17 protein-coding genes and 1 pseudogene are annotated in these 22,568 nt (G+C 33.4%); 6 read left to right on the forward strand and 12 right to left on the reverse strand.

Features of this window, described 5'->3' with window-relative positions; translation table 11 throughout:
- Nucleotides 1-123: 123 nt before the first annotated feature.
- Entirely contained in the window at nt 124-1,992 is a 1,869-nt protein-coding gene (locus QE431_RS06765; protein WP_057118705.1) for a DNA topoisomerase IV subunit B, read from the forward strand.
- A gap of 57 nt (nt 1,993-2,049) precedes the next feature.
- Nucleotides 2,050-4,767, forward strand: coding sequence for a DNA gyrase/topoisomerase IV subunit A (locus QE431_RS06770; protein WP_307294081.1), 2,718 nt, complete (start codon nt 2,050-2,052; stop codon nt 4,765-4,767).
- Nucleotides 4,768-4,816: 49 nt separating this feature from the next.
- Here QE431_RS06770 and QE431_RS06775 read toward each other — a convergent pair.
- Nucleotides 4,817-5,776 (reverse strand): annotated as a pseudogene (locus QE431_RS06775) (AAA family ATPase); the annotation flags it as partial.
- Here QE431_RS06775 and QE431_RS06780 point away from each other — a divergent pair.
- Nucleotides 5,770-6,357, forward strand: coding sequence for a hypothetical protein (locus QE431_RS06780; protein ID WP_307294083.1), 588 nt, complete (start codon nt 5,770-5,772; stop codon nt 6,355-6,357). The pseudogene QE431_RS06775 and the gene QE431_RS06780 overlap by 7 nt on opposite strands.
- Before the next feature lie 62 nt (nt 6,358-6,419).
- On the opposite strand, the gene QE431_RS06785 is transcribed toward QE431_RS06780, so the two are convergent.
- From QE431_RS06785 to murQ, 9 genes are all read right to left on the reverse strand, one after another.
- Nucleotides 6,420-8,204, reverse strand: coding sequence for a cytochrome-c peroxidase (locus tag QE431_RS06785; RefSeq protein ID WP_307294085.1), 1,785 nt, complete (start codon nt 8,202-8,204; stop codon nt 6,420-6,422).
- Between the two features lie 68 nt (nt 8,205-8,272).
- Complete coding sequence (locus QE431_RS06790; protein WP_307294086.1) at nt 8,273-9,751, reverse strand: hypothetical protein; 1,479 nt, start codon at nt 9,749-9,751, stop codon at nt 8,273-8,275.
- Between the two features lie 161 nt (nt 9,752-9,912).
- Nucleotides 9,913-10,542, reverse strand: a complete 630-nt coding sequence (locus tag QE431_RS06795) for a PolC-type DNA polymerase III (protein WP_057118692.1) — start codon at nt 10,540-10,542, stop codon at nt 9,913-9,915.
- 2 nt (nt 10,543-10,544) lie between these two features.
- Nucleotides 10,545-12,464 (reverse strand): DUF294 nucleotidyltransferase-like domain-containing protein, encoded by a 1,920-nt coding sequence (locus tag QE431_RS06800; protein ID WP_057118690.1) that lies wholly within the window; start codon nt 12,462-12,464, stop codon nt 10,545-10,547.
- A gap of 227 nt (nt 12,465-12,691) precedes the next feature.
- A complete protein-coding gene (locus QE431_RS06805; RefSeq protein ID WP_057118688.1) occupies nt 12,692-13,063 on the reverse strand; it encodes a hypothetical protein in 372 nt (123 codons plus the stop codon).
- A gap of 85 nt (nt 13,064-13,148) precedes the next feature.
- Nucleotides 13,149-13,727: a DUF1572 family protein gene (locus QE431_RS06810; protein WP_307294089.1), complete on the reverse strand. Its 579-nt coding sequence runs from the start codon at nt 13,725-13,727 to the stop codon at nt 13,149-13,151.
- A 114-nt stretch (nt 13,728-13,841) separates the two neighbouring features.
- Nucleotides 13,842-14,414: a pentapeptide repeat-containing protein gene (locus QE431_RS06815; protein ID WP_307294091.1), complete on the reverse strand. Its 573-nt coding sequence runs from the start codon at nt 14,412-14,414 to the stop codon at nt 13,842-13,844.
- Nucleotides 14,415-14,498: 84 nt separating this feature from the next.
- Nucleotides 14,499-14,720: a DUF6095 family protein gene (locus QE431_RS06820; protein WP_134140923.1), complete on the reverse strand. Its 222-nt coding sequence runs from the start codon at nt 14,718-14,720 to the stop codon at nt 14,499-14,501.
- A gap of 175 nt (nt 14,721-14,895) precedes the next feature.
- A complete protein-coding gene (murQ, locus tag QE431_RS06825) occupies nt 14,896-15,708 on the reverse strand; it encodes an N-acetylmuramic acid 6-phosphate etherase (RefSeq protein ID WP_057118680.1) in 813 nt (270 codons plus the stop codon).
- Between the two features lie 168 nt (nt 15,709-15,876).
- On the opposite strand from murQ, the gene QE431_RS06830 reads away from it, so the two are divergent.
- Nucleotides 15,877-17,013, forward strand: coding sequence for an AraC family transcriptional regulator (locus QE431_RS06830; protein WP_307294094.1), 1,137 nt, complete (start codon nt 15,877-15,879; stop codon nt 17,011-17,013).
- A 154-nt stretch (nt 17,014-17,167) separates the two neighbouring features.
- Nucleotides 17,168-19,555: an outer membrane beta-barrel family protein gene (locus QE431_RS06835; RefSeq protein WP_307294096.1), complete on the forward strand. Its 2,388-nt coding sequence runs from the start codon at nt 17,168-17,170 to the stop codon at nt 19,553-19,555.
- A gap of 73 nt (nt 19,556-19,628) precedes the next feature.
- Here QE431_RS06835 and QE431_RS06840 read toward each other — a convergent pair whose 3' ends face one another.
- Nucleotides 19,629-20,297, reverse strand: coding sequence for a ZIP family metal transporter (locus tag QE431_RS06840; protein ID WP_281865015.1), 669 nt, complete (start codon nt 20,295-20,297; stop codon nt 19,629-19,631).
- Between the two features lie 81 nt (nt 20,298-20,378).
- On the reverse strand, nt 20,379-21,143 hold the full coding sequence (locus QE431_RS06845; RefSeq protein WP_057118671.1) for a bifunctional 2-polyprenyl-6-hydroxyphenol methylase/3-demethylubiquinol 3-O-methyltransferase UbiG: 765 nt from the start codon (nt 21,141-21,143) through the stop codon (nt 20,379-20,381).
- Nucleotides 21,144-21,301: 158 nt separating this feature from the next.
- Here QE431_RS06845 and QE431_RS06850 point away from each other — a divergent pair, with 158 nt between their 5' ends.
- Nucleotides 21,302-22,459 (forward strand): class I SAM-dependent RNA methyltransferase, encoded by a 1,158-nt coding sequence (locus tag QE431_RS06850; protein ID WP_057118669.1) that lies wholly within the window; start codon nt 21,302-21,304, stop codon nt 22,457-22,459.
- The last annotated feature ends 109 nt before the right edge of the window (nt 22,460-22,568 follow it).

Raw genomic sequence — 22,568 nt, forward strand, 5'->3', positions numbered from 1 at the left:
GTCCGTTTTATTTTAAAATCAATTTAAATAGATTTTTAAACTGTTATTATTCATAACAAAAAAAAAATACGCTTTCATTTTTTACCGATAAATGGTACATTAGCCAAAAATCCAATTCACCTTATGCTAGAGCAAAATCAATATACCGAAGATAATATTCGATCACTCGACTGGAAAGAACATATTCGTATGCGTCCAGGGATGTACATCGGAAAGTTGGGAGACGGTTCTTCTCCAGACGATGGTATTTACATTCTTTTAAAAGAGGTTTTAGATAACTGTATCGATGAGTTCGTAATGGGCTCTGGAAAAACTATTGAAGTGACAATCAAGGACAAAACGGTTTCCGTTCGTGATTACGGACGTGGAATTCCGTTAGGAAAAGTTGTCGATGTAGTTTCGAAAATGAATACAGGTGGAAAATACGATTCTAAAGCTTTTCAAAAATCAGTTGGTTTGAATGGTGTCGGAACCAAAGCGGTAAATGCGCTTTCCAATTATTTCCGTGTAGAATCTGTTCGTGACGATAAACAAAAAGCGGCGGAGTTTTCTGCAGGAAATTTAGTTTCAGAAGAAGATGTAATTGATACAACAAAACGTAAAGGAACCAAAGTGACTTTTACGCCAGATGAAACGATCTTCAAAAACTATAAATTCCGTTTAGAATATGTGATCAAAATGGTCAAAAACTATTGTTATTTGAACAATGGTTTGACGATTATTTTTAATGGAGAAAAATATTATTCAGAAAACGGACTTCGCGATTTATTAGAAGAAACAATCAGCGAAGAAGATTTAGAATACCCAATTATCCATTTAAAAGAGCATGATATCGAAGTTGCGTTAACACACAGTAAAACGCAGTACAGCGAAGAATATCACTCTTTTGTGAACGGTCAGAATACAACGCAGGGAGGAACGCACCTAGCGGCCTATCGTGAAGCTGTTGTAAAAACAATTCGTGAATTTTACAATAAGAATTTCGAGGCATCAGATGTAAGAAAATCGATTGTGAGTGCGATTAGTATTAAAGTAATGGAACCTGTTTTTGAGTCTCAGACCAAAACAAAATTAGGTTCTACAGATATGGGTTCAGATGATGGGACACCTCCAGTCTCTGTTCGTACTTTCGTTAACGATTTCATTAAAACTAAATTAGATAATTATTTACATAAAAACCCACCGACTGCCGAAGCCTTATTGCGTAAAATTCTACAGGCAGAACGCGAACGTAAAGAATTATCAGGAATTAGAAAACTGGCTACAGATCGTGCTAAAAAGGCCAATCTTCATAATAAAAAATTAAGAGACTGCCGCGCGCATCTTCCAGATACCAAAAACCCAAGAAACTTAGAAAGCACTCTTTTTATTACCGAGGGAGATTCGGCTTCCGGGTCGATTACAAAGTCACGCGACGTGAATACGCAAGCCGTTTTCAGTTTGCGTGGTAAGCCTTTGAATTCATACGGAATGACGAAAAAAATTGTGTATGAGAATGAAGAATTCAACTTGCTTCAAGCAGCCTTAGATATCGAAGACGGACTAGAAAAATTACGTTACAACAACATCGTAATCGCAACCGATGCCGATGTCGACGGAATGCACATTCGTTTGCTTTTGATTACTTTCTTTTTACAGTTTTTTCCAGAATTAATCAAAGAAGGGCATTTGTACATTTTGCAGACGCCTCTTTTCAGGGTTCGAAACAAAAAAGAAACCATTTACTGTTATTCTGAAGAAGAAAGAAAAGAAGCCATTGAAAAACTAAAACCAAAACCAGAAATCACCCGATTTAAAGGTTTGGGAGAGATTTCTCCAGATGAGTTCAAAAACTTTATTGGAGAAACTATTCGCCTTGATCCTGTTATGATGGACAAAAACACTTCTATTGAGCAATTATTATCTTTCTATATGGGGAAAAATACTCCAGACAGACAAGATTTTATTATCAAGAATTTGAAGGTGGAGATTGATGAATTGGTAGAGGTTTAGAAGAAAGAATAAAAGAATTATAGAAGAATTTTTTAGTAGTTATACTGAACAAAATATATGAAAGACGAAGAAGACGATAACATAATTCCAAACGACGACGAGAATAATTCAGATGAAAACCTGATGGATAATCAGGATGGAGATGACGATGAGATTATCGATGTAGATGCTAAGCATTTTGAAGGACAGCATTTTTACGAAAACCAAGAAGAAGAAGGCGAAGGCGTTATTACAAAAGTAACGGGAATGTACAAAGACTGGTTTTTGGATTATGCTTCGTATGTAATTCTGGAACGTGCAGTTCCTGCTATCGAGGACGGATTTAAACCTGTTCAGCGTCGTATTATGCACTCTTTAAAAGAGCTGGATGATGGTCGATATAACAAAGTTGCCAATGTAGTAGGGCACACCATGCAGTATCACCCACACGGAGATGCGAGTATTGGTGACGCTATGGTACAGATTGGTCAAAAAGATTTACTAATTGACTGCCAGGGAAACTGGGGTAATATTTTAACAGGCGACGGAGCAGCTGCTTCGCGTTACATTGAGGCACGTTTATCTAAATTTGCGTTGGAGGTTTTGTATTCTCCAAAAATTACAGATTGGGGTGTTTCGTATGATGGTCGTCGTGCAGAACCAAACAATCTTCCTGTAAAATTTCCTTTGCTTTTGGCACAGGGAGCGGAAGGTATTGCAGTTGGACTTTCTACAAAAGTGCTGCCTCACAACTTTAATGAGTTAATTGATGCTTCGATCAAGATTTTAAAAGGAAAGCCTTTTACACTTTACCCTGATTTTATGACGGCAGGTATTGCCGACGTTTCCAATTATAACGACGGAATGCGTGGCGGGCGTGTGCGTGTGCGTGCTAAGATTTCGCAATTAGACAAAAATACATTGGTCATTACGCAGATTCCGTTTTCGACCAATACATCAAGTTTAATTGACAGTATTTTGAAAGCCAATGATAAAGGTAAAATCAAAATTAAGAAAATTGAAGACAACACAGCAGCCGATGTTGAGATTTTGATTCATCTTTTTCCAGGCGTTTCTCCAGATAAAACAATTGATGCTTTATTTGCTTTTACAGCCTGCGAAACTTCTGTTGCACCTTTAGGCTGTGTGATTGAAGATAATAAACCGTTGTTTATCGGGGTTTCTGAAATGTTGAAAATTTCAACGCACAGAACCGTAGATTTGCTTCGTCAGGAATTAGAAATTCAGTTAGAAGAATTAAAAAATAAATGGCATTTCTCTACTTTAGAAAAAATATTCATTCGCGAAGAAATGTATATTGATTTCAAGTTGTATGGAGACAGAGAATCGCTTTACAAATATTTATACGATCGTTTTGAGCCTTTCAAAAAATCATTCGTTAGGGAAATCACTGATGAGGATTTACAGCGTTTGACTCAAATCCCTATGATTCGTATTACCCGTTTTGACTCTGATAAAGCCGATGAATTGATTTCAAGGTTAGAAGAAGAAATGAAAGAAGTCGAGCATAATCTGGAGCATTTAACAGATTTTGCAATTGCGTATTTTACCAAATTAAAAGAGAAATACGGAAAAGGTCGTGAACGTCAGACAGAGCTTCGTGTTTTTGATAATGTCGAAGCAACCAAAGTCGTTTTACGTAACACCAAATTGTACGTAAACCGCGAGGAAGGATTCGTAGGAACCAGTTTAAAGAAAGACGAATACGTTGCCGATTGTTCTGATATTGATGATGTAATTGTGTTTTTACGAGATGGTACAATGATGATCACAAAAGTAGACGCTAAAACGTTTATAGGTAAAGATATAATTCATGTTGCTGTTTTTGATAAGAGTGATAAACGTACGATTTATAACATGATGTACCGTGATGGTAAATCGGGTCCGTCTTATATCAAACGTTTTAATGTGACAGGTGTAACACGTGACAAAGCATACGATTTGACAAACGGAACAAATGGTTCGCAAGTGGTTTATTTTTCACATAATCCAAATGGAGAAGCTGAGGTTGTAACCATATTATTGCGTCAAATAGGAACCATTAAGAAACTGAAATTCGATATTGATTTTGCTAAGCTGGCTATTAAAGGCCGTGGATCAAAAGGAAATTTAGTAACAAAATATCCAATCAAGAAAATCGAATTAAAAGAAAAAGGAATTTCGACTTTACTGCCAAGAAAAGTTTGGTTTGATGATACTGTAAAACGTCTAAATGTTGATGGAAGAGGAGAACTGCTTGGAGAATTTAAACCAACAGATAAAATCTTAATAATTAGCCAGTCAGGAAAATTAAAAGTAATTATTCCAGAATTATCAACTCATTTTGAGGAAGATATGATTGTTTTGGAAAAATGGAAGCCTAAAAAACCAATTTCGGCAATTTATTATGATGGAGAAAAAGAGCGCTATTTCTTGAAACGTTTTCTTGTGGAGAATGAAGGTAAGGAAGAAAGCTTTATTACAGATCACCCGAATTCGCAATTAGAAATTGTGTCGACAGATTATCGTCCTGTGGCTCAATTGGTTTTTGCAAAAGTAAAAGGAGTTCAAAAAGAAGATTTACATATTGATGTTGAGGATTTTATAGCTGTAAAAGGCTTCAAGGCTCTAGGAAATCAGTTGACAACTGACAAATTAAAACAAGTTAATTTGTTAGATCCGCTTCCTTACGATGAACCAGTTGAAGAAGTTCCAGAGAAACCTGAAATATCAGAAGATGATTCTGTAGAGACAGAATTAGATGATGACGGGCAAATAGGCCTTGTTTTAGAATAAAAATGAAAACGCTAAGAGATAATCTTAGCGTTTTTTTGTTAGATTCAGTTTAATTTTGAGAGATAAATTCCTCTTTAATCCATTTTACTTCATTGTTTTCAATGACTACAGAAACAGAATCTCCATCTTTTATTTCTCCTGAGATTATTTTCTTAGCTAAAGGTCTTCTTAAATGTGTTCGAATGATACTTTTAATCGGTCTTGCTCCGTATTTAGCATTATACCCATTTTCAGCCAGATAAAGTTTGGCTTCTATTGGAATATCGACTTTAATATTGATGTTTTTGAGTAAATCCATAAACTCTTTTTTCAAATGAATCTCAAATATTTTCAACGCATTTTCTTTGCTGATAGGCGCAAAAGGTGCAATTTCAGTTAAACGTCCTAAAAATTCTGGTCTGAAATAATTCGCCATAATTTCCATTAAAGAAGTTGAGGAAGGAATTTTACCACTATTAAAAGTTTCAACAATATGGTCTGCACCAATATTCGAAGTAAAAAGAATAATAGCATTAGAGAAATCACCTTCTTTTCCTAGTCGGTCGTGTAGTTTTCCTTCGTCCATAATTTGAAGAAAAACATCAAAAACAGAAGGATGAGCTTTTTCAATTTCATCAAATAAAACAATAGAATAAGGTTTCTGTCTAATCTTGTTTACTAGCATGCTTCCCTGTTCATACCCGACGTATCCCGGCGGTGACCCAAGTAGTAATGCTGCAGAATGTTCTTCTTTAAATTCAGACATATCAAAACGTATGATTGCATTTTCGTCCTGAAAAAGAAATTCGGCCAAACTTTTGGCTAATTCTGTTTTACCAGTTCCTGTTGGGCCTAAGAAAAAGAAAGAAGCAATTGGCTGTCCAGCTTTGCTTAATCCGGATCTTGATTCTAAGACTGAACCTGAAATTGTCGCAATGCAGTGATCCTGTCCAATTACTCTCTGGTTAAGAATTTGCTCGATATTGTTAAGTTTGTTTTTTTCATCGTCTTTTAGCTTTCCAGTTGGAATTCCTGCAGATCAGCCAGCTCTTGGCTTCGGTAGAGCAGCAGGCAAAGGAAAGCAGCTTTTTACAAAATAATGATCCCTATTTAATGATCAAACCTAAATCTGATCAATATACAGATAATACATTTCAAATCAATTACTGGTCAACCTGTGCAGAAGAAGGAAATGACATTAAAGCAGGAACCGCTTTAGACTGCAAAGATTTATTTTTTGTAAGCAATAAAGTCACCCTGATGACTAATACCGTAGGAGGCGTAAACAAGCAAAATAATAAAGACAGGATTTTAGCTTACAGAAATGCATTACTAACCCGTGGCAGAATTGTAACTTTTGCAGATATCAAAGCGTTTGGATTTAATCATTTTAAAAATTCTATTATCGATATTAAAATAGAAAAAGGAACTCGAAAAGAAATTTCTGTAAAAGCAGGTTTTAGCCGAACGGTAGATATTTTCATAAAAACAAATCCAGAAGAAAAGGAACATTTATCAAATTCGGAGTGGGAATATCTTTGTGATAGCTTCATGAGAAATCTTAAGAATAGATCGTCAAATGTATTTCCATATAGAATGTTTGTCGAATAAAAAGAGGAACGCCGAAAATATAATTTTCGGCGTTTTTGTTAATCTGGAAGTTATTATTGGTTTTATTGGTATTTTTTATCTGTAAGCGTTTTCATAAAAGCAACAAGAGCTTGTTCTTCTTTTACGGTTAAATTCAATTTATCAAACGGCAAAGTTTGATTCTCTACTGAATAACCTAAACCTTGTCCGCCACCTTTATTGTAAAAAGAAACTACTTCTTCGAGGGTTTTAAAAACTCCGTTATGCATGTAAGGAGCGCTAACTGCTGCATTTCGCACAGTTGGAGTTTTAAATGCACCAACCAATTGAGGTATTTTATTGTATAAATAACGACCCTTATCTGGACTCAAAGTTTTGCCTGATGCTTCATTTGGAGTTCCAATAACTTCGTGTTCTGTTTTTGAATAACTTGGCGGAACTGTTCCGTTAAATAAAGGCGTAAAATGACAAGTAGCACATTTTGCTTTTCCCATAAAAAGATTCATTCCTTCAATTTCTTGATTATTAAGGCTATTTTCATTTCCCCTCATGTATTCATCAAATCTGGAATCGAATGAATTTAATGATCTAACATAACTCGCAATTACATTTTGAATCTGCCAAGCTTCTGGTTTTGAAGTTTTGGGATAGGCTTTTTTGAAGAGTTTTATATACTCTTGATCTAAGAGAATTTTGGCATGAATATTATCCATAGAACCATGCATTTCATCTTTATTCTGAATAACATCAACACTCTGTTTTTCTAAATCTAACTGACGCATGTCCCAAAACTGAGCATTTTGTAAAGAAGCATAAGTTAGGGTGGGAGTGTTTCGTGCTAGATTTGAACCTGTTAGAGAAAGATTTGTTTTTAGTCCATCTGTAAATGCTTTTTCAGGATGATGGCAGCTTGCACAGCTTCGATCATTATTTTTAGAAAGGCTTTTGTCATAAAACAGTTTTTCTCCCAAAATTGATTTGTCCTTCGTAAAATTATATTCTTCCGAAAGTACAAACGCATTTACATCAAAAGCATCTTTGTCAAATAAAGTTTCAATCGTTGGCTTTAACGGACTGCTTTTCTTTACGTTTTTAATATGCTCTTCTTTTTGAAAAGCTTTTAACTTTTTTGAAATCGGATTCAAATATTCGCTTATAAAAACAGCTCGGTTAAAAGCATTGAAATTGTTGTTTTCTTGGCAATACTTTTGCGCTTTAGATACCAATTTTTTTAATTCTGTTAATGATTTATTATTGGCATTAATTTTTTCCAACGATTCTGGAATCACAATTAAACTTTCTCCAGCTTCTAGAATTGATGATTGCAAAATCGGACTATCAAAACCCGTAATTCCTAAAGCAATAACTCGAAAAACATTTTGCTGAATTGCATCTAAAACATAATCATCACTTATGGCAATAACTTCAAAAGTACTTTTCAGCTGTTTAATGTTCGATTGAAAAATATTCAATTCTCTAATCAAATCTTCTGTACTTTCTTTATTGTATTCAGGATAAATCATTTCTTCTATAACCTGAAAACCGTGTGGTTCAAAAGATCTGTTTTCTTCCAATTCCATTTCATCCAAAGCCGGACCATTCATAAATCTTGCCGTTTCTGGAATAAAATATTCAACTGCCCATTCGACTTTTTTGTAAATAAGACGTGATTTTTTGAATTGCTCTAAAATCTCTTTTTGAGATGAATTGTCATTTACAAGCTTTTGAAAATGAATGATTTCGTTGCCTAATTTGGTTAAATCAATTAGTAAATCTTGTTTAATAGATGATTTAGGATCTTCATTCTTTTGGCATGAAAACAACAAACAAAGTGTTATAACCAGAAATGAAAAATGGTTTAATTTCATAATAGTACTGTAATAGAAACAACCCTTATCAAAAAATAAGGGTTGCTTTATGATTTTGAATGAAATTATTATCGCTGTACGTTTCTAATAATTACAGTTTGCCCGCCCTCTTTATTGGTTTGAGTTCCTGAACCGTCAGCATTTTTAAAAGCATCACTCTGCCAAGTATGAGGATGAACGTTTACTGTGAAAGTATCTGGAACACCAATGATGTCTGAAATATCTTGCATAGCTCCAAATTCCCAGCTTCCAAATCTCATTTCTCCAGTCTGGTTGTATAAAGTATTCCAAGCTACATCAGTTCTTTTGTGGTTCATGTTTAACCACGCTTTATTTTGTTTTGTAGCAATATTATACTGCCAGATGTACGAATCGTGTTTAGCATCAGCATAATAGCTGTCACCATCTTCTTGAATGTATACGAAGTTTTCAGTAACACATAAGTTATCCGGATTAATAATTCCAGTTCCTGGAGTACTGTCACCTTCAACCGCTAATTCTAAAGTTCCTTTAAGCGGATCTGCAGCATCCATTTTCAATTTATAAACTCTTCCCCACATTGTGTAGCCATCAACTGGAGCGTTATTAGTTGCCTGACCTGTTGCTGTAAAATAAATTTCTCTATTGTTGCTTGCGCTTCCTTTTCTATAATCAACATCTTCAACTCTTGAAAAACGAATAGCTTTTAAATCGTTTACAGTTGTATTAATTACAGCTCCAGTTAAGTTTTTAGCATTCGGAATTTCAACAAATTGAACTGGATAAGAATTGTTTAATGTCATAGACGTCTCAACCTGATTTCCGTCTGTTCTTTTTAAAGCGTATAATTTTCCGTTAGACAAATCACCAACTGTGCTCATATACATAATCAATTGTCCTGCACTTACATGTGAAGTAGCATAAGACTGATCTTCTCCGATAAGAATTACTGTTTTTCCTAGATAAGCTTCCTTTGGTAATGGAACAGCGTTTTCCATACTTGCTTTTCCTAAAGCTGGTAAAACTCTATCCGTTCTAGCTTTGTCTGAAGATAATCCCAACGGATTGATTCCGTGAACCATGCTTTCCTGACCGCTTTCTCCAGCAGTTAAAAAGATAGGACCAAATCCGTGAATTTCTGGAGTTGCTAAAGTTGCAGAACACAAACGAGTTAAACCTCCAACACCATCAACTAGATAATCACCTTTTACAGGTTTGAATGTTTTATCTAAATAAACTCTCGAAACCGATTGAAGAATTTCGTGATTCGTAATCATAATATAACCATCTCCATTAGGGTCTTTCATTAATCCAGCGCCATCTGGCTGGGCACCGTAAACAAAAGAAGGAGATTCTGGAAGCACATCTGAACTTGCAATTAAAGTAATGATTTTTATGTTTTCGAAGCCAGGCATTGCATATACAAATGCAGGAACTTTTGAGTGAGAAGTAAAATCGATACTGGCATTTACATCGTTCGAAGATTTTTTGTCATCATCTTGACAGGAAATTACAGAAAGACCTGCAATTCCAAGTAAAGTAATTGATTTTAAGAAGTTAGCTTTCATAATTTGTTTTGTTTTTTTGATTAGAGCAAAGCTATCTTTCAAAAACAAAATACATGTTATGGCTATTTTTTCTTTTTGCTAATAATTATCAGTCTTATATTACTAAATGGTAAATATTCCTGTTTAAATGTAAATTTAAGATTGATAAAAAAAACTTAAAACTATTTAAAAAGCTGATTTAGATTAACTTCTTTCTTCTCTCTCAGCTTCTTGACAATTTTAAGAAATGCAATCGCTGTTATATACGCATCGCCCAAAGCGGTGTGACGGTCTTTTTTTGAAATATCAAATTTATCTGCCAGATCATCCAAAGTATAATGATCTTTTCTTTCGAACAAATGCGACTGAATTAAAGTCTTTTTATACAAATACGCGGTATCTAAAGTTTTATTGGTTAAATGCGGAAGTCCATTTCGTTCTAAAGCTTTATTAATCATCGTAACATCAAAAATAGTGTGATGTGCAATGATTATTGAATCTCCTAAAAAGTCTAAAAATTGTTGCAAAGCTTCTAATTCTGTTGGACGTTTGACAAGCAAATCTTTTAAAATTCCGTGAATTTGAGCGGTGGATTTATCGTAATGATCTTGTTCAAGATATATTTCAAAGCTGTCCTGAACATTAATAATTCCATTTTGTAGAACCAATGCGCCTATGCATAGCATTCGATCGTTTTCATAATCAAAACCAGTTGTTTCTGTATCTAATACAACAAAACGAGTTTCTTCGATCGTAATATTTTCATCGAACAGATTATTTTCTTCTTTTTTCCAAAAATTGAATAGACTCATTATTATACAAGATTTGATATATTAAAACGAACTGAAATTAATTCTTGAAGTTCTTTTATGGTTTTAAAAGTACGTTTCAGTTTAATTTTTTCCATTTTGGTTAAAGATTCCAATTCGATAAACTGTCCAGAATCATGATGTAAAAGACCTTGTTTAGTTCTAAATTTCAATAAGGCTTTAAACGAATACGAACACGATAAGTACAATTCTCTATTATTAGGTTCTAGTTCTGCCAGTTTTTCAAAACGCTCTGCCGTATTGCTGATTGATTTTACCGAATGCGATAAAATTAAAACACGTGCAGCATCTGTCAGGGGCATTAAAGCTCGTCGTTTAATGTCAAAATTATCTTTGTTAGCGCCATCTTGTTCTACCAAAAATTGTCTAAAGAAACCAGTAGGAGATGGACTTTGCAAAGCACCACTCACTAGATGCATATAAAAAATCGGATTTGCTTTTACGTCTTCAAAAATAGAATCTGATAATTGATTAACGATTTCTGAATCGCCATAAGTCTTACTATAATCAAAGAAAATAAACGAAAGCAATACTTCATTTTTACCAGGATTGGTAATCCAATGATGTACCTGCGCTTTCCATTCGTCCAGACTCATGCACCATTTTGGGTTAGATGCCATCATTTCGGCAGGGCAGTAATCGTAACCAATTTCAAAAAGACCTTTATTCACAAGTCCCGCAAATTTTTGAAAATAGATTTTAGTTTCATCCCTAAAAACTTCATTTACATTTTCGTACACAATCGCATTATCCTGATCGGTATGCAGCATTTGCTCGCCTCTTCCTTGACTTCCAAGAGCGAGCCACGCAAATTTTACTGGCGGCGGACTGCTCATTTTATCTATGCAAATTTCGATAACACGGGTGGTGCAGGCTTCATTAAGTTCAGTAATGATTTTGGTAATCAAAGTCATCGGAATATTTTGATCCAGATAACCTTGAAGCAATTGCATGATTCGGTTTCGAATAGGCTTTATTTCCTTAATTTTTTTGGTACGCTTCAACGCTTTTATCAGTACGGCTGGATTGTTTCCAAGTGCAACCATCACGTCGTGTTTCGATAAAATCCCAACCGCTTTTGTGTTTACCGTTCCGTCTTTCGTCAAACATAAATGACTGATATTACTTTTCATCATTGCCATTTGTGCCTCAGTTACCGTCATTTTTTTAGGATATGTAATAACAGGTTTTGTCATTATAGTTTCGGCTGTAGTAGTGATTGGAAAATCTCCTGTAACAATTTTATTTCTAAGATCTTTATCTGTCAAAATACCAATAGGAAGCATTTCATCTACAATCAAAATAGCGCCCACTTTTTTCTTGCCCATGATTTTGGCAATATCTTTTACCGTCGTTGACGGACTGCAGGTGACAATTTTTTTAGAGTATTTTATTGGAGCTAAATCAAAAGAATGATTGCTGGAATGAAGATTTTCATTTAACGAATCATCACCATACAATTTATCTTTATGAATATCTGAATACGGATTTCGGGTGTTTGAAGCGTAACTTTCAATCAAAAAATTACCAATATTTCTATTCTCCAGCGCATAAGGTTTAAAAACTGCAATAGGAATGGCATACAAAATAGTTTCTTCATGCGCGACAGCTTCCATAATATAGTTTTCCTGTGCTAAAAGCGGACGAAGACCAAAAATATCACCTTCATCACACATGTCTAAAACGGTATTTTTAGTGCTTTTTTTCAAAGCAACAGCACCTTTATGGACTACATAAAAAGAGTCGTGCGTTTTGTCATTCTCAGCAAAAATTACAGCATCTTTTTCTTTATAGATAATAGAAATTTGTTCAGACAGTTTTTCTAAATCTCTCTGATGCAAAAAATTAAACGGCGGATATCCTTTTAAAAAGTCAGCAACTCTCTGCGAAATGGTATTTTTCATGTGGTTAGATTAGAGTTCTAAAATACTATTTAAAATAGAAATGTAAAAGAAACATTTTTGTTTTTTTGAGTTGCAAAGAAACAGAGGGACAAAGGGACAAAGGTTTTCTTCACAGTTTTGTCATCCCGAGGAACGAGGTGTCTCCACAAGTAGCTCCACACAGTATTTTAACGGATTAAAAGTAAAAAAGCCCCAAAATTGGAGCTTTAATATTCTAGAACGAAAGTTTAATCAACTTTATAGACTTTACCTCGTTGTTTTTCTTCAGAACCAACTAAACCAAATTCAAATGTATAAGAATCTTTAGAAGTATTTAAAATCTTCATGCTGATTGCTTTTTCTTCAGCCATATTTTTAGGATGTTTCTTTTGCAGCACATACTCGCAGTCACTTACCCAGCGTATTGTCGCAGTATCAGTTTTTCCCTCAAAAGTTTCAATTTCGATATCATCTTTACGTTCAAAATAAGTTGTTTTTTTAACACCATTTACTTCAAACTCAAATTTGAATTTTCCAGTTTTAAAATCCTTGCAATTGTGTTCTGCATTATAACAAGAAACTAAAGCCAGAAAAGGGAATAAGAATATAATTTTTTTCATTTTTTATACTTTAAGCTTTAGGCAATAGGCTTTAAGCTTTACTTAATAAGCAGTTTTGCTTATAGTCTAAAGCTTATAGCTTTTATCATTTTAATCTTTTTAATTCGTCATCGGTAAAGTTCTTAATTTCTTTTTCTTTGGCAAACTTTTCGGCATTGTAATTTCCCGATTTATTCTTCGGAATCGATAAACTATTCCATTCGCTGTTTTTCAATTGTTTCGCATAAAAAACAATCTGTCCAACATGATATGGATAATGTGCCAATTGGCGGTTTATGGCTTCTATAACTGTATGACCTTCATTTCGGATATAGATAACTGTTGAAAGATGTTCTGGTTTTAGACTATTCAGCGTTTCAAGAAAAACATTCCAGCCTTTGTTCCAAATTTCTAAAACTTGTTCTTTCGATTGTAAATCATTTTCAAATTCGGCGTCACGATTTCGCCATTCTTTTTCGCCATCTGTAGAAAGGAAGTCAGTCCAGCGCGAAAGCATATTACCAGAAATGTGTTTTACAATTGTGGCAATGCTGTTCGTGTCTTGATTAATAGCAGTAAATAGCTGTTCTGGTTCAAGTTGATCCATAGCTTTTTCTCCCAGCATTTTATAATATAAAAATTGCTTTTTTACACTTTCTAAATAGGATTGATCGGCGACACTCATAAATAATATTTTTAACTGATTGGTAGAATAAATATGTCGCTCCGATGGAGCTTTGAACTTTACGAAAATATTATATCTACAAATATTTTGCCTCTCTGAGGCATCTTTATAGAATTAGACAATCTTAATATCGTATTTATCTAACAATCCAACAATTCCATCGTTAGAAAATTGTGCTTTTCGCATCGGATTGAATTCAGGATCTATTTTATAATTGTATGCTGTTTTAAAATTAACTCCCGCTAATTGCGTTTCATTAAAAATAGCACCGTCAAGGTTACAATTATCAAAAACAGAACTCGTTAAATTGGTTCCAATAAAAGTTACTTCGCGTACAGACGAATTGATGAACTTTGTTTTAGGCATTTTTTTATTCGAAAATAAGGCATAATCTAAAGTACATTCTTCATAATAAACTTGGAACAAAAAATCATCACATTCATTAAAAGCAATTCCTAAAAGTTTACAGTTTTTAAAAGTCACATTTTTTAAACTCGTTCCTGCCAAACTTGTCATAGAAAGATTGCAGTCAATAAATTCGCAGTCTAAAAAAGTATTGTTGGAGAAATTGCTGTTCGAAAAGTCACAATTTTTAAAAACACAATCTTCAAACTCTCGATTGTTTATTTTTTTGTCGATGTAAACAACTTTCTCGAATGTTTTCTGAATGTGAATTATGCCTTCCATTTTTATTTGGATAAAGATTTATATTTTAGAGATGAGTAGACCTGACAGGTTTAAAAAACCTGTCAGGTCTATGGAGGAGATTATTTAGTCATTAAATATACCTTTCATAATAATTTTCAATCCAAGAAAAATCAAAAACATCGAACTCAAACAAGCTACAATTCCAATTCCTAAAACGAGATAGTGCCAGTTTGTATGCTGATTCATAAAAGCATTATAGATCATTGACGGCCCAAGAAACATCAAAGGCAGAGCACCTGTTAAGTATTTAACTCCTTTTCGTAGCAATTCTTTATTTGTAGACATTTGTTTGCTTTTTGTTTCAGGTTGTTGAACTTACATTTAACCGCAAAGTGCGCTAAGATTTACGCAAAGTTCGCAAAGTTTTTTAGATAAAGCTTTGCTGTCTTTGTGCTTTATACAAAGCATTGCAAACAAAAAAAACTTTGCGAACTTTGCGGTTAAATTAAAGAAAACCTATTTACTTATTATAATTGTCAACAGCATTTCTTACGCTGCCGTATTTTTTTAATAATTCTGAAGCTTCTTCGTAAGAAACAGGAATTTCATCCATAATCATTTTAACACCTCGATCAACCAGTTTAATATTACTTAACTGCATATCGACCATTTTGTTGCCTCTCACTTTTCCAAGCTGAATCATCGCTGCAGTCGAAATCATATTAAGAACCAATTTTTGTGCGGTTCCGGCTTTCATTCGAGAACTTCCGGTTATAAATTCTGGACCAACGACCACTTCAATAGGGAATTGCGCAGTCAATGCAAGCGGACTTCCCGCGTTACACGTTATGCATCCTGTTACAATATTGTTTTGATTACAAGCTTCTAAACCGCTTATTACATAAGGAGTTGTACCAGAAGCTGCAATACCAATTACAACATCATTAGAATCAATATTATGATTTTGAAGATCAATCCAAGCATTTGTAGTGCTGTCTTCAGCATTTTCTACAGCACGTCTTATAGCTGTATCACCGCCTGCAATTATACCATTCACCAAATCAAAAGGAACACCAAATGTTGGCGGACATTCTGAAGCATCAACAACACCAAGTCGGCCAGAAGTTCCTGCTCCGATATAAAACAATCTGCCTCCTAATTTTAATTTAGCGACTATTTGCGGAATTAAAGCTTCTATTTGCGGTAAAGCTTTTTCAACTGCATAAGGAACAGTTTTGTCTTCTTGGTTAATATTGGATAACAATTCATGAACAGACATTTTTTCTAAATGTTCATACTTTGATGCTAGTTCAGTAGTTTTCGTAAATGTCATTTGAGTGTTATTTAGACAGGTCAAAATTAATATTTTTTATTGCAATCTCGCAAAGTCTCAAAGATTTATAATCTTTTTTTTCTTCTATTTTTTATTTATAAGGACTGTTTTTCTCAAGCGTTGTTACACCAACTAAAATATTATATTTGTTCTATATTAAAAGATTCAATGGATAAGTTAGATTTACTGCAGAATATAGCCCGGATTTCAGTTTTCGTTTCTTTATTACTTGCGTTTTTTTTATTAACGGTTAAAACCGAAAATAAATTAGCCAACCGTCTGTTTGCTTTCTTTTTTATTTTCTCTGCTATCGATCTCAGCGGATTCTTTATGTATTTATATACGGAAGACCATAGAAATCTGGAGATTTTTAGATCTACAGCTTGTTTGTTGGGAATGCCTTTGTTTTATCTATATGTATTGGCCGTTTGTTATTCTGATTTTAGATTAAAATGGAAACATTTAGTCCACTTAATTCCTTTTGTTGTTACCAATTTGATCTTTATTCCACGAATCTATCTTCCAATCGATGAAGGAAGTTTTGCCAGCACGCTTAATCAAATGTCTGAAATTTACTTTATTCAGATTTTAATTGAATTTCAATATGCTTTTTACATGATCAATGTATTTTTAATTTTAAAGAAGTACAGAGAAATTTACTTAGAAAATTACGCCAATCCGAGTACTTCCACTTATAAATGGCTTTTTCAAATGACATGTGTTTTTCTTGCTGCACACTCTATCGTGGCATTAAAAAATATAATACGTTACAGCGGTTTTAGAGAAGTTTTTCTTTGGGCAAATGTACTAGTCGGAACAATCGCTTTGTTTATAACTTGTTGGTTTATAATGAAAGCATTGAATCATCCAGAGCTTTTTAGAGGAGTTAATTCTAAATTGAAACTTACAAAAGACATTCTGCCAGAAGTGGAAGAAAAACCAGAATGGGTAAATGCTCAAAACGATTTAATTAATAAGCAAATTGCAGCGTTGAAACAATATATGATCGAAAAAGAACCTTTTTTAGATCCTTCACTTACAATACAGGAATTAGGAAATCAAATTAATATGCCGGTTCGGGATTTATCAATTTTGATTAATCATCATATCAATCAACATTTTTTTGATTTTGTGAATGAATATCGCATTCAAAAAGCCATGAATATTTTAAAAGATCAGTCTAAAAGCCAGCTTACTGTGTTGGAGATTTTATACGAAGTAGGTTTTAACTCCAAATCTTCGTTTAATACTTCTTTTAAAAAATATACAAACGTAACGCCTACGGCTTACCGAAACGCTTCATAATAAGCGGTTTGTAAAAAGTCGTACTTCAGTCTTATAAAGTCGAACCAATTTCTACAGTAGAAATTGGTTCGACTTTTTTTTGTCGGTCGAATTCTGAAAATTTTCTACGGCAACTTTGCTTCAAATTAATTGAACAAGTTTAAAATTAGAAATCATGAAAAAAGCAAACCTTTTAATCTTCTTATTATTTCCTCTATTTTGTTTAGCACAATCATCTTTTAAATTAAAAGGAAAAATATTCAGCGAAACAACTTCATTAGAATGGGCAGATGTTTCCATCTCAAATTCTGAAGGAAAAATTATCGATGGAACTACAACCAAACAAGACGGTACTTTTGAAATGAATATTAAAAAAGGTTCTTATAAAATTGGAATAAGTCTTTTGGGATTTACAGATTATGAAAAAGACATTTTAATTGAAAATGATACCAATTTAGGAACAATTATTTTAAAAGAAAACACAACCAATTTAGTTGAAGTTGTCATTCAGTCTAAAAAGAAGACTGTTGAGCAGAAAACAGATCGTTTGGTTTATAATCTTGAAAATAATGTTACAACGGTTGGCGGTGATGCTTTAAGTGCTATTAATACGGCGCCTGGAGTTGTGGTAAAAAACGATCTGATTACGATATTAGGCAAAGGAACTTCACGAGTTATGATTGACGGAAGAATGATCGAATTAACGGGTGAAGAGCTAAATAATTTCTTGAAATCTATTTCGGCAAATGATATTAAAAATATTGAAATTATCAGTAATCCACCAGCAAAATATGAAGCGGAAGGAACTGGCGGATTAATTAATATTATAATGAAAAAAGGAGTGCATGATTCTTGGAAAAATACAACAACACTTTCGTACGACCAGAATAAGTACGGAATTTATACTTTGAGAGATAATTTCTTTTATAATAAAAACAAGTTTAGAATTGCAGCCAGTATTAACGCAAAAACGGGTTACAAAAATGCCGATGAAGCTTTGGATATGTATTTTCCTGATGGACTTTCTAGTATGAAAAGTGTAACGAAAGTGAAAAATGAAAATCTTTCGGGAAAATTGGCTGTCGATTATGATTTTTCTGAACGCACTTCAGTTGGTTTTCAATTTTTGAATGATAGAAATAATCCAGATTTTGGATCGGATATAAGAATTGAGAAATATAATACTCAAAATCAGCTGCAGAATGTTACGCTGAATGATAGTTACACTGATAAGAATTCAGGAAACCAAACTTATAATGCGCATTTGATTACCAAACTGGATTCTTTAAACAGAAAATTATCTTTTGATGCGGATTACTTTAATTACAATTCAAAATTTGATAGAAATTTTACCGCCAATAATTACACTCCAGACATGACATTTGTTGATGTAAATCAATCGGGAAGAAATATATCGAATCAGGAAATTGATAACTGGAGTTTTAAGGCCGATATGGAGCATCCGCTTCAAGCTTTAAATTTATCTTATGGTGCAAAGATGAGTTTTACAAATAGTATCAGCGATGTGTTTTATTATAATACAATTACAGGAAATCCAGAATTGGATCCTTCGCAGTCAAACAGATTTAAATACACCGAAAATAGTCAGGCAATTTATATTAATGGTGATAAAAAGTTAAATGAAAAATGGAATTTTCAATTGGGATTAAGACTTGAGAATACACAAACAAGCGGATTTTCTGAAACGATGAATCAGGAAACAGAAAATAATTACTTGAAGTTATTTCCAACATTCTATACTTCTTATAAAAGAAATGAAAATAATACATTCAGTTTAAATTACGGAAAGCGAATCAACAGACCTCGTTTTGACTTACTGAATCCGTTTAAGGTTTATATTAACAGCAATAGTTATTCTGAAGGAAATCCGTTTTTAAAACCTTCATTTAGTGATAATTTTGAGTTTGCGCATTCGTATAAAGAAATTTTGAGAACAAGTGTTTTTGTGAATGTAATTACAAACGGTTACGGGGTTTTGTTTACATCAAATCCTGAAACTAATACGCAGATTGTAACGCGCGAAAACTATTTTAAAAACTTGAATTATGGTGTTGGAGAAAGTTACTCAGCTGGTCTTGCAGATTGGTGGTCAAGTGAAAATTCCTTGTATTTTTTAGGAGCAAAAACCGAGTTTATCAAAAATATAAATGCAACGCCTTCAAATAATTTACAAGTTGAATTTTCTACCAATAATACTTTTATATTAGGCAAAACGACAAAACTGCAAATAGATTTTAGTTATAGTTCACCTTTTAAAAGCGGCTTGTATGAAGTAGGATATGCATCGAGTTTTGATATTGGTTTTAAACAAGATTTGTTTAATAAAACGATGCAGATTGCATTCTTGGCCAATGATATTTTTAATATGTCTTATTTAAAAGATTTTACTTCTGTTGTAAATGGCGTTAAACAAGTTTACAGCCAGAATGAAAGCAATAGATTTGTACGCTTATCTGTAGTTTACAATTTTGGAAACAAGAAAATAAATGTAAAGGAACGTGCTTTTGGAAATCAGGAGGAGAAAAAGAGAACGGGGAATTAAATTAGATAATTAGAAAATGTGTCAATTAGAAAATTATCTCAATATCTAATTGACACATTTTCTAATTAATTTATTATAAAAAGAATGCCAGTAAAATTCCCAGAACAATCATCGAGACTTTGGCAATATTAAATTTATGGCCTTCGCTGCTTTCAAAGATAATTGTTGAAGAAATATGGAATAAAATACCAATTACAATGGCTGTAATTTCAGTATAATAATCGTTTAAAAAGGGTAAATATTCAGAGGCAACAGTTCCAAGCGGCGTCATAATGGCGAAAGTCAGCATAAAGGCGAAAATGGCTTTTTTGTTTAAATCAGCATTGATGAAAAATGTCGTTAAAATAACCGCAATTGGTAAATGATGAATGGCAATTCCGAGTGCTAAATCGTGATGATGACTTACTGGAAAACCTTCTAAAAAGGCATGAATGCACAAACTAATAAACAATAGCCACGGAATCTGAGACATTTTTGCATGTCCGTGAACGTGACCGTGTTCTGCACCTTTGGAGAAAAATTCTAGAATGATTTGAAACAAAATCCCAACCATTATAAAAACACCAATTTTATGATTGTGAGTGCTGTAAACTTCTGGCAGCAGATGCATTACAGTTAATGACAATAAAAATGAACCGCTAAAAGCAAGCAGTAATTTTAAATTGGTTTTGTTATTGGGTTTAATAAACAAAGCCACACTATATCCTAAAAGTACAGAAAATAAGGGTAGTAGATAGTTCATTTGTATTTGTTTAATCGTTGATTCGTATAATCGTTTTTTGCTTACCGATTAAACGGTTAAACAATTAAACGATTAACCAATTTACTTAAAAATCATGATTAATCTTTCGCTTTCGGTTTTGTGGAATTTTTTGAGTTTGTAATCTCCAAAAATATCCAAAAGATAAATACCAGCTTCGTCCATTAAATCTTGAAAATCTTTTAATGTCAGCGCTTTTACTTTTTCGGTAAAATGATATTTTCTGCCTTGATCTTCAAAATCAATTTCTTTAAAAATATGTCCGTCTTCAACATATCTTTTGATGTGGAAATCAATTTCGTCAACTGTTTTAACTTCTTGAGGAACCAGAGTTTCAATTACCTGAGTGACATTCATAAAGTCGATTACAGCAAAACCATATTCTGATAAGCTTTCTTTTATGGCTTTTAAAGTAGTCAGATTGTCTTCATCGTTTTCAAAATAACCAAAGCTTGTAAACAAGTTAAAGATAGCATCGAACTTTTCTTCAAAAGGCTCGCGCATGTCATGCACTTTAAAATGCAGGGTTTCGTTACTGTTTTTACTGGCTTCTGCAATGCTGTTTTCAGATAAATCGGCGCCTAAGACATCATAACCTAACTGATTTAAATAAATAGAGTGGCGTCCTTTTCCGCATGCCAAGTCAAGCACTTTTGCTTTTTCGGGCAAATTAAGATAATGCGTTAAGTTGTCCATGAAAACCTGAGCTTCACGATAGTTGCGATCCTTATAAAGAATGTGATAGTAAGGAGTGTCAAACCACGAAGAATACCAATTTTGGTTGTCATCTTCTTGATTTGGGATTGATGCGTTATGCTTTTCAGACATTTATTCTATTTCAATTAATTCAAAGTCCCGCAAATTTAGTGTATTTTTGCCGAAAAATAACTATTAAGCAACGATACCTCGATAATCCTTGCTATTATGTACAGATGCAATGTAGTGCATCTTTATAAACTTTAGTTTTTTTTAATTTAAAAGAAAAGATGGAAGAAAATTTTAAAATGATTGCCAAATGTTTTTTTGGCTTTGAAGAAATATTAGAAAAAGAATTACGTACACTTGGAGCTCAGGATGTTGAAAAAGGAGTGAGAATGGTAAGTTTTAAAGGTGATAAGGGTTTTATGTACAAAGCCAATTTATCTTTACGTACTGCTCTTAAAATCTTAAAACCAATTTACTCTTTTAGAGCAAATAACGAGCAGGCATTATACAAAGGGATTTCTGGTTTAAACTGGTCTAAATATCTAAATGCAAACCAGACTTTTGTAATAGATACAACGGTACATTCTACATATTTCAATCATTCTGAATTTGTTTCTCAAAAATGTAAAGATGCAATCGTCGACCAGTTTAGAGAAAGAACAGGACAACGTCCAAGTATCGATAAGCAATATCCAGATTTACGTATAAATGTTCATATAGATAAAGATCAGGTTTCGGTATCTTTAGATACTTCTGGAAATTCACTGCATCAGCGTGGTTATAGAACAGCTACGAATATTGCTCCTATTAATGAGGTTTTGGCTGCCGGGATTTTATTATTATCTGGCTGGGAAGGCCAAGGTCACTTTTTGGACCCAATGTGCGGATCTGGAACTTTTTTGGCGGAAGCCGCAATGATCGCCTGCAATATTCCTGCAAATATCAACAGAAAAGAATTTGCTTTTGAAAAATGGAAAGATTGGGATAATGATTTATTCGATCAAATTATAAATAGCTTGATGAAAAAAACAAAAGAGTTTCATTACACTATTAAAGGTTTTGACAAAGCACCAAGTGCGGTAAGCAAAGCGAAAGACAATATTCGAAATGCCAATTTAGAGGATTATGTAACTATTCGTGAAGATAACTTTTTTGATACTGAAAAAGAAACCGAAGGAAAACTCCATATGGTTTTCAATCCGCCGTATGACGAACGTTTAGATATTCAAATGGAAAGATTCTACAGTAGTATTGGTGACACGCTAAAGAAAAATTATCCAGGAACCGATGCTTGGTTTATTACAGCAAATCTAGATGCGTTGAAATTTGTAGGTTTAAAACCTTCAAGAAAAATAAAACTTTTTAATGCGAGTCTAGAAGCACGTTTGGTTAAATACGAAATGTACGAGGGAAGTAAGAGAACGAAATTTCAGATCTAAGATTCTAAGTTACTAAGGTTCTAAGGAGCTAAGAATTGGAAATGAATATTATAAAAAAACATTAAGTTTCTGGCTGTTTAATTTATTAAGTAAAAAAACTTAGCATCTT

Origin of the sequence: Flavobacterium sp. SORGH_AS_0622 (assembly GCF_030818825.1) — a bacterium.
Classification (GTDB): Bacteria; Bacteroidota; Bacteroidia; order Flavobacteriales; family Flavobacteriaceae; genus Flavobacterium.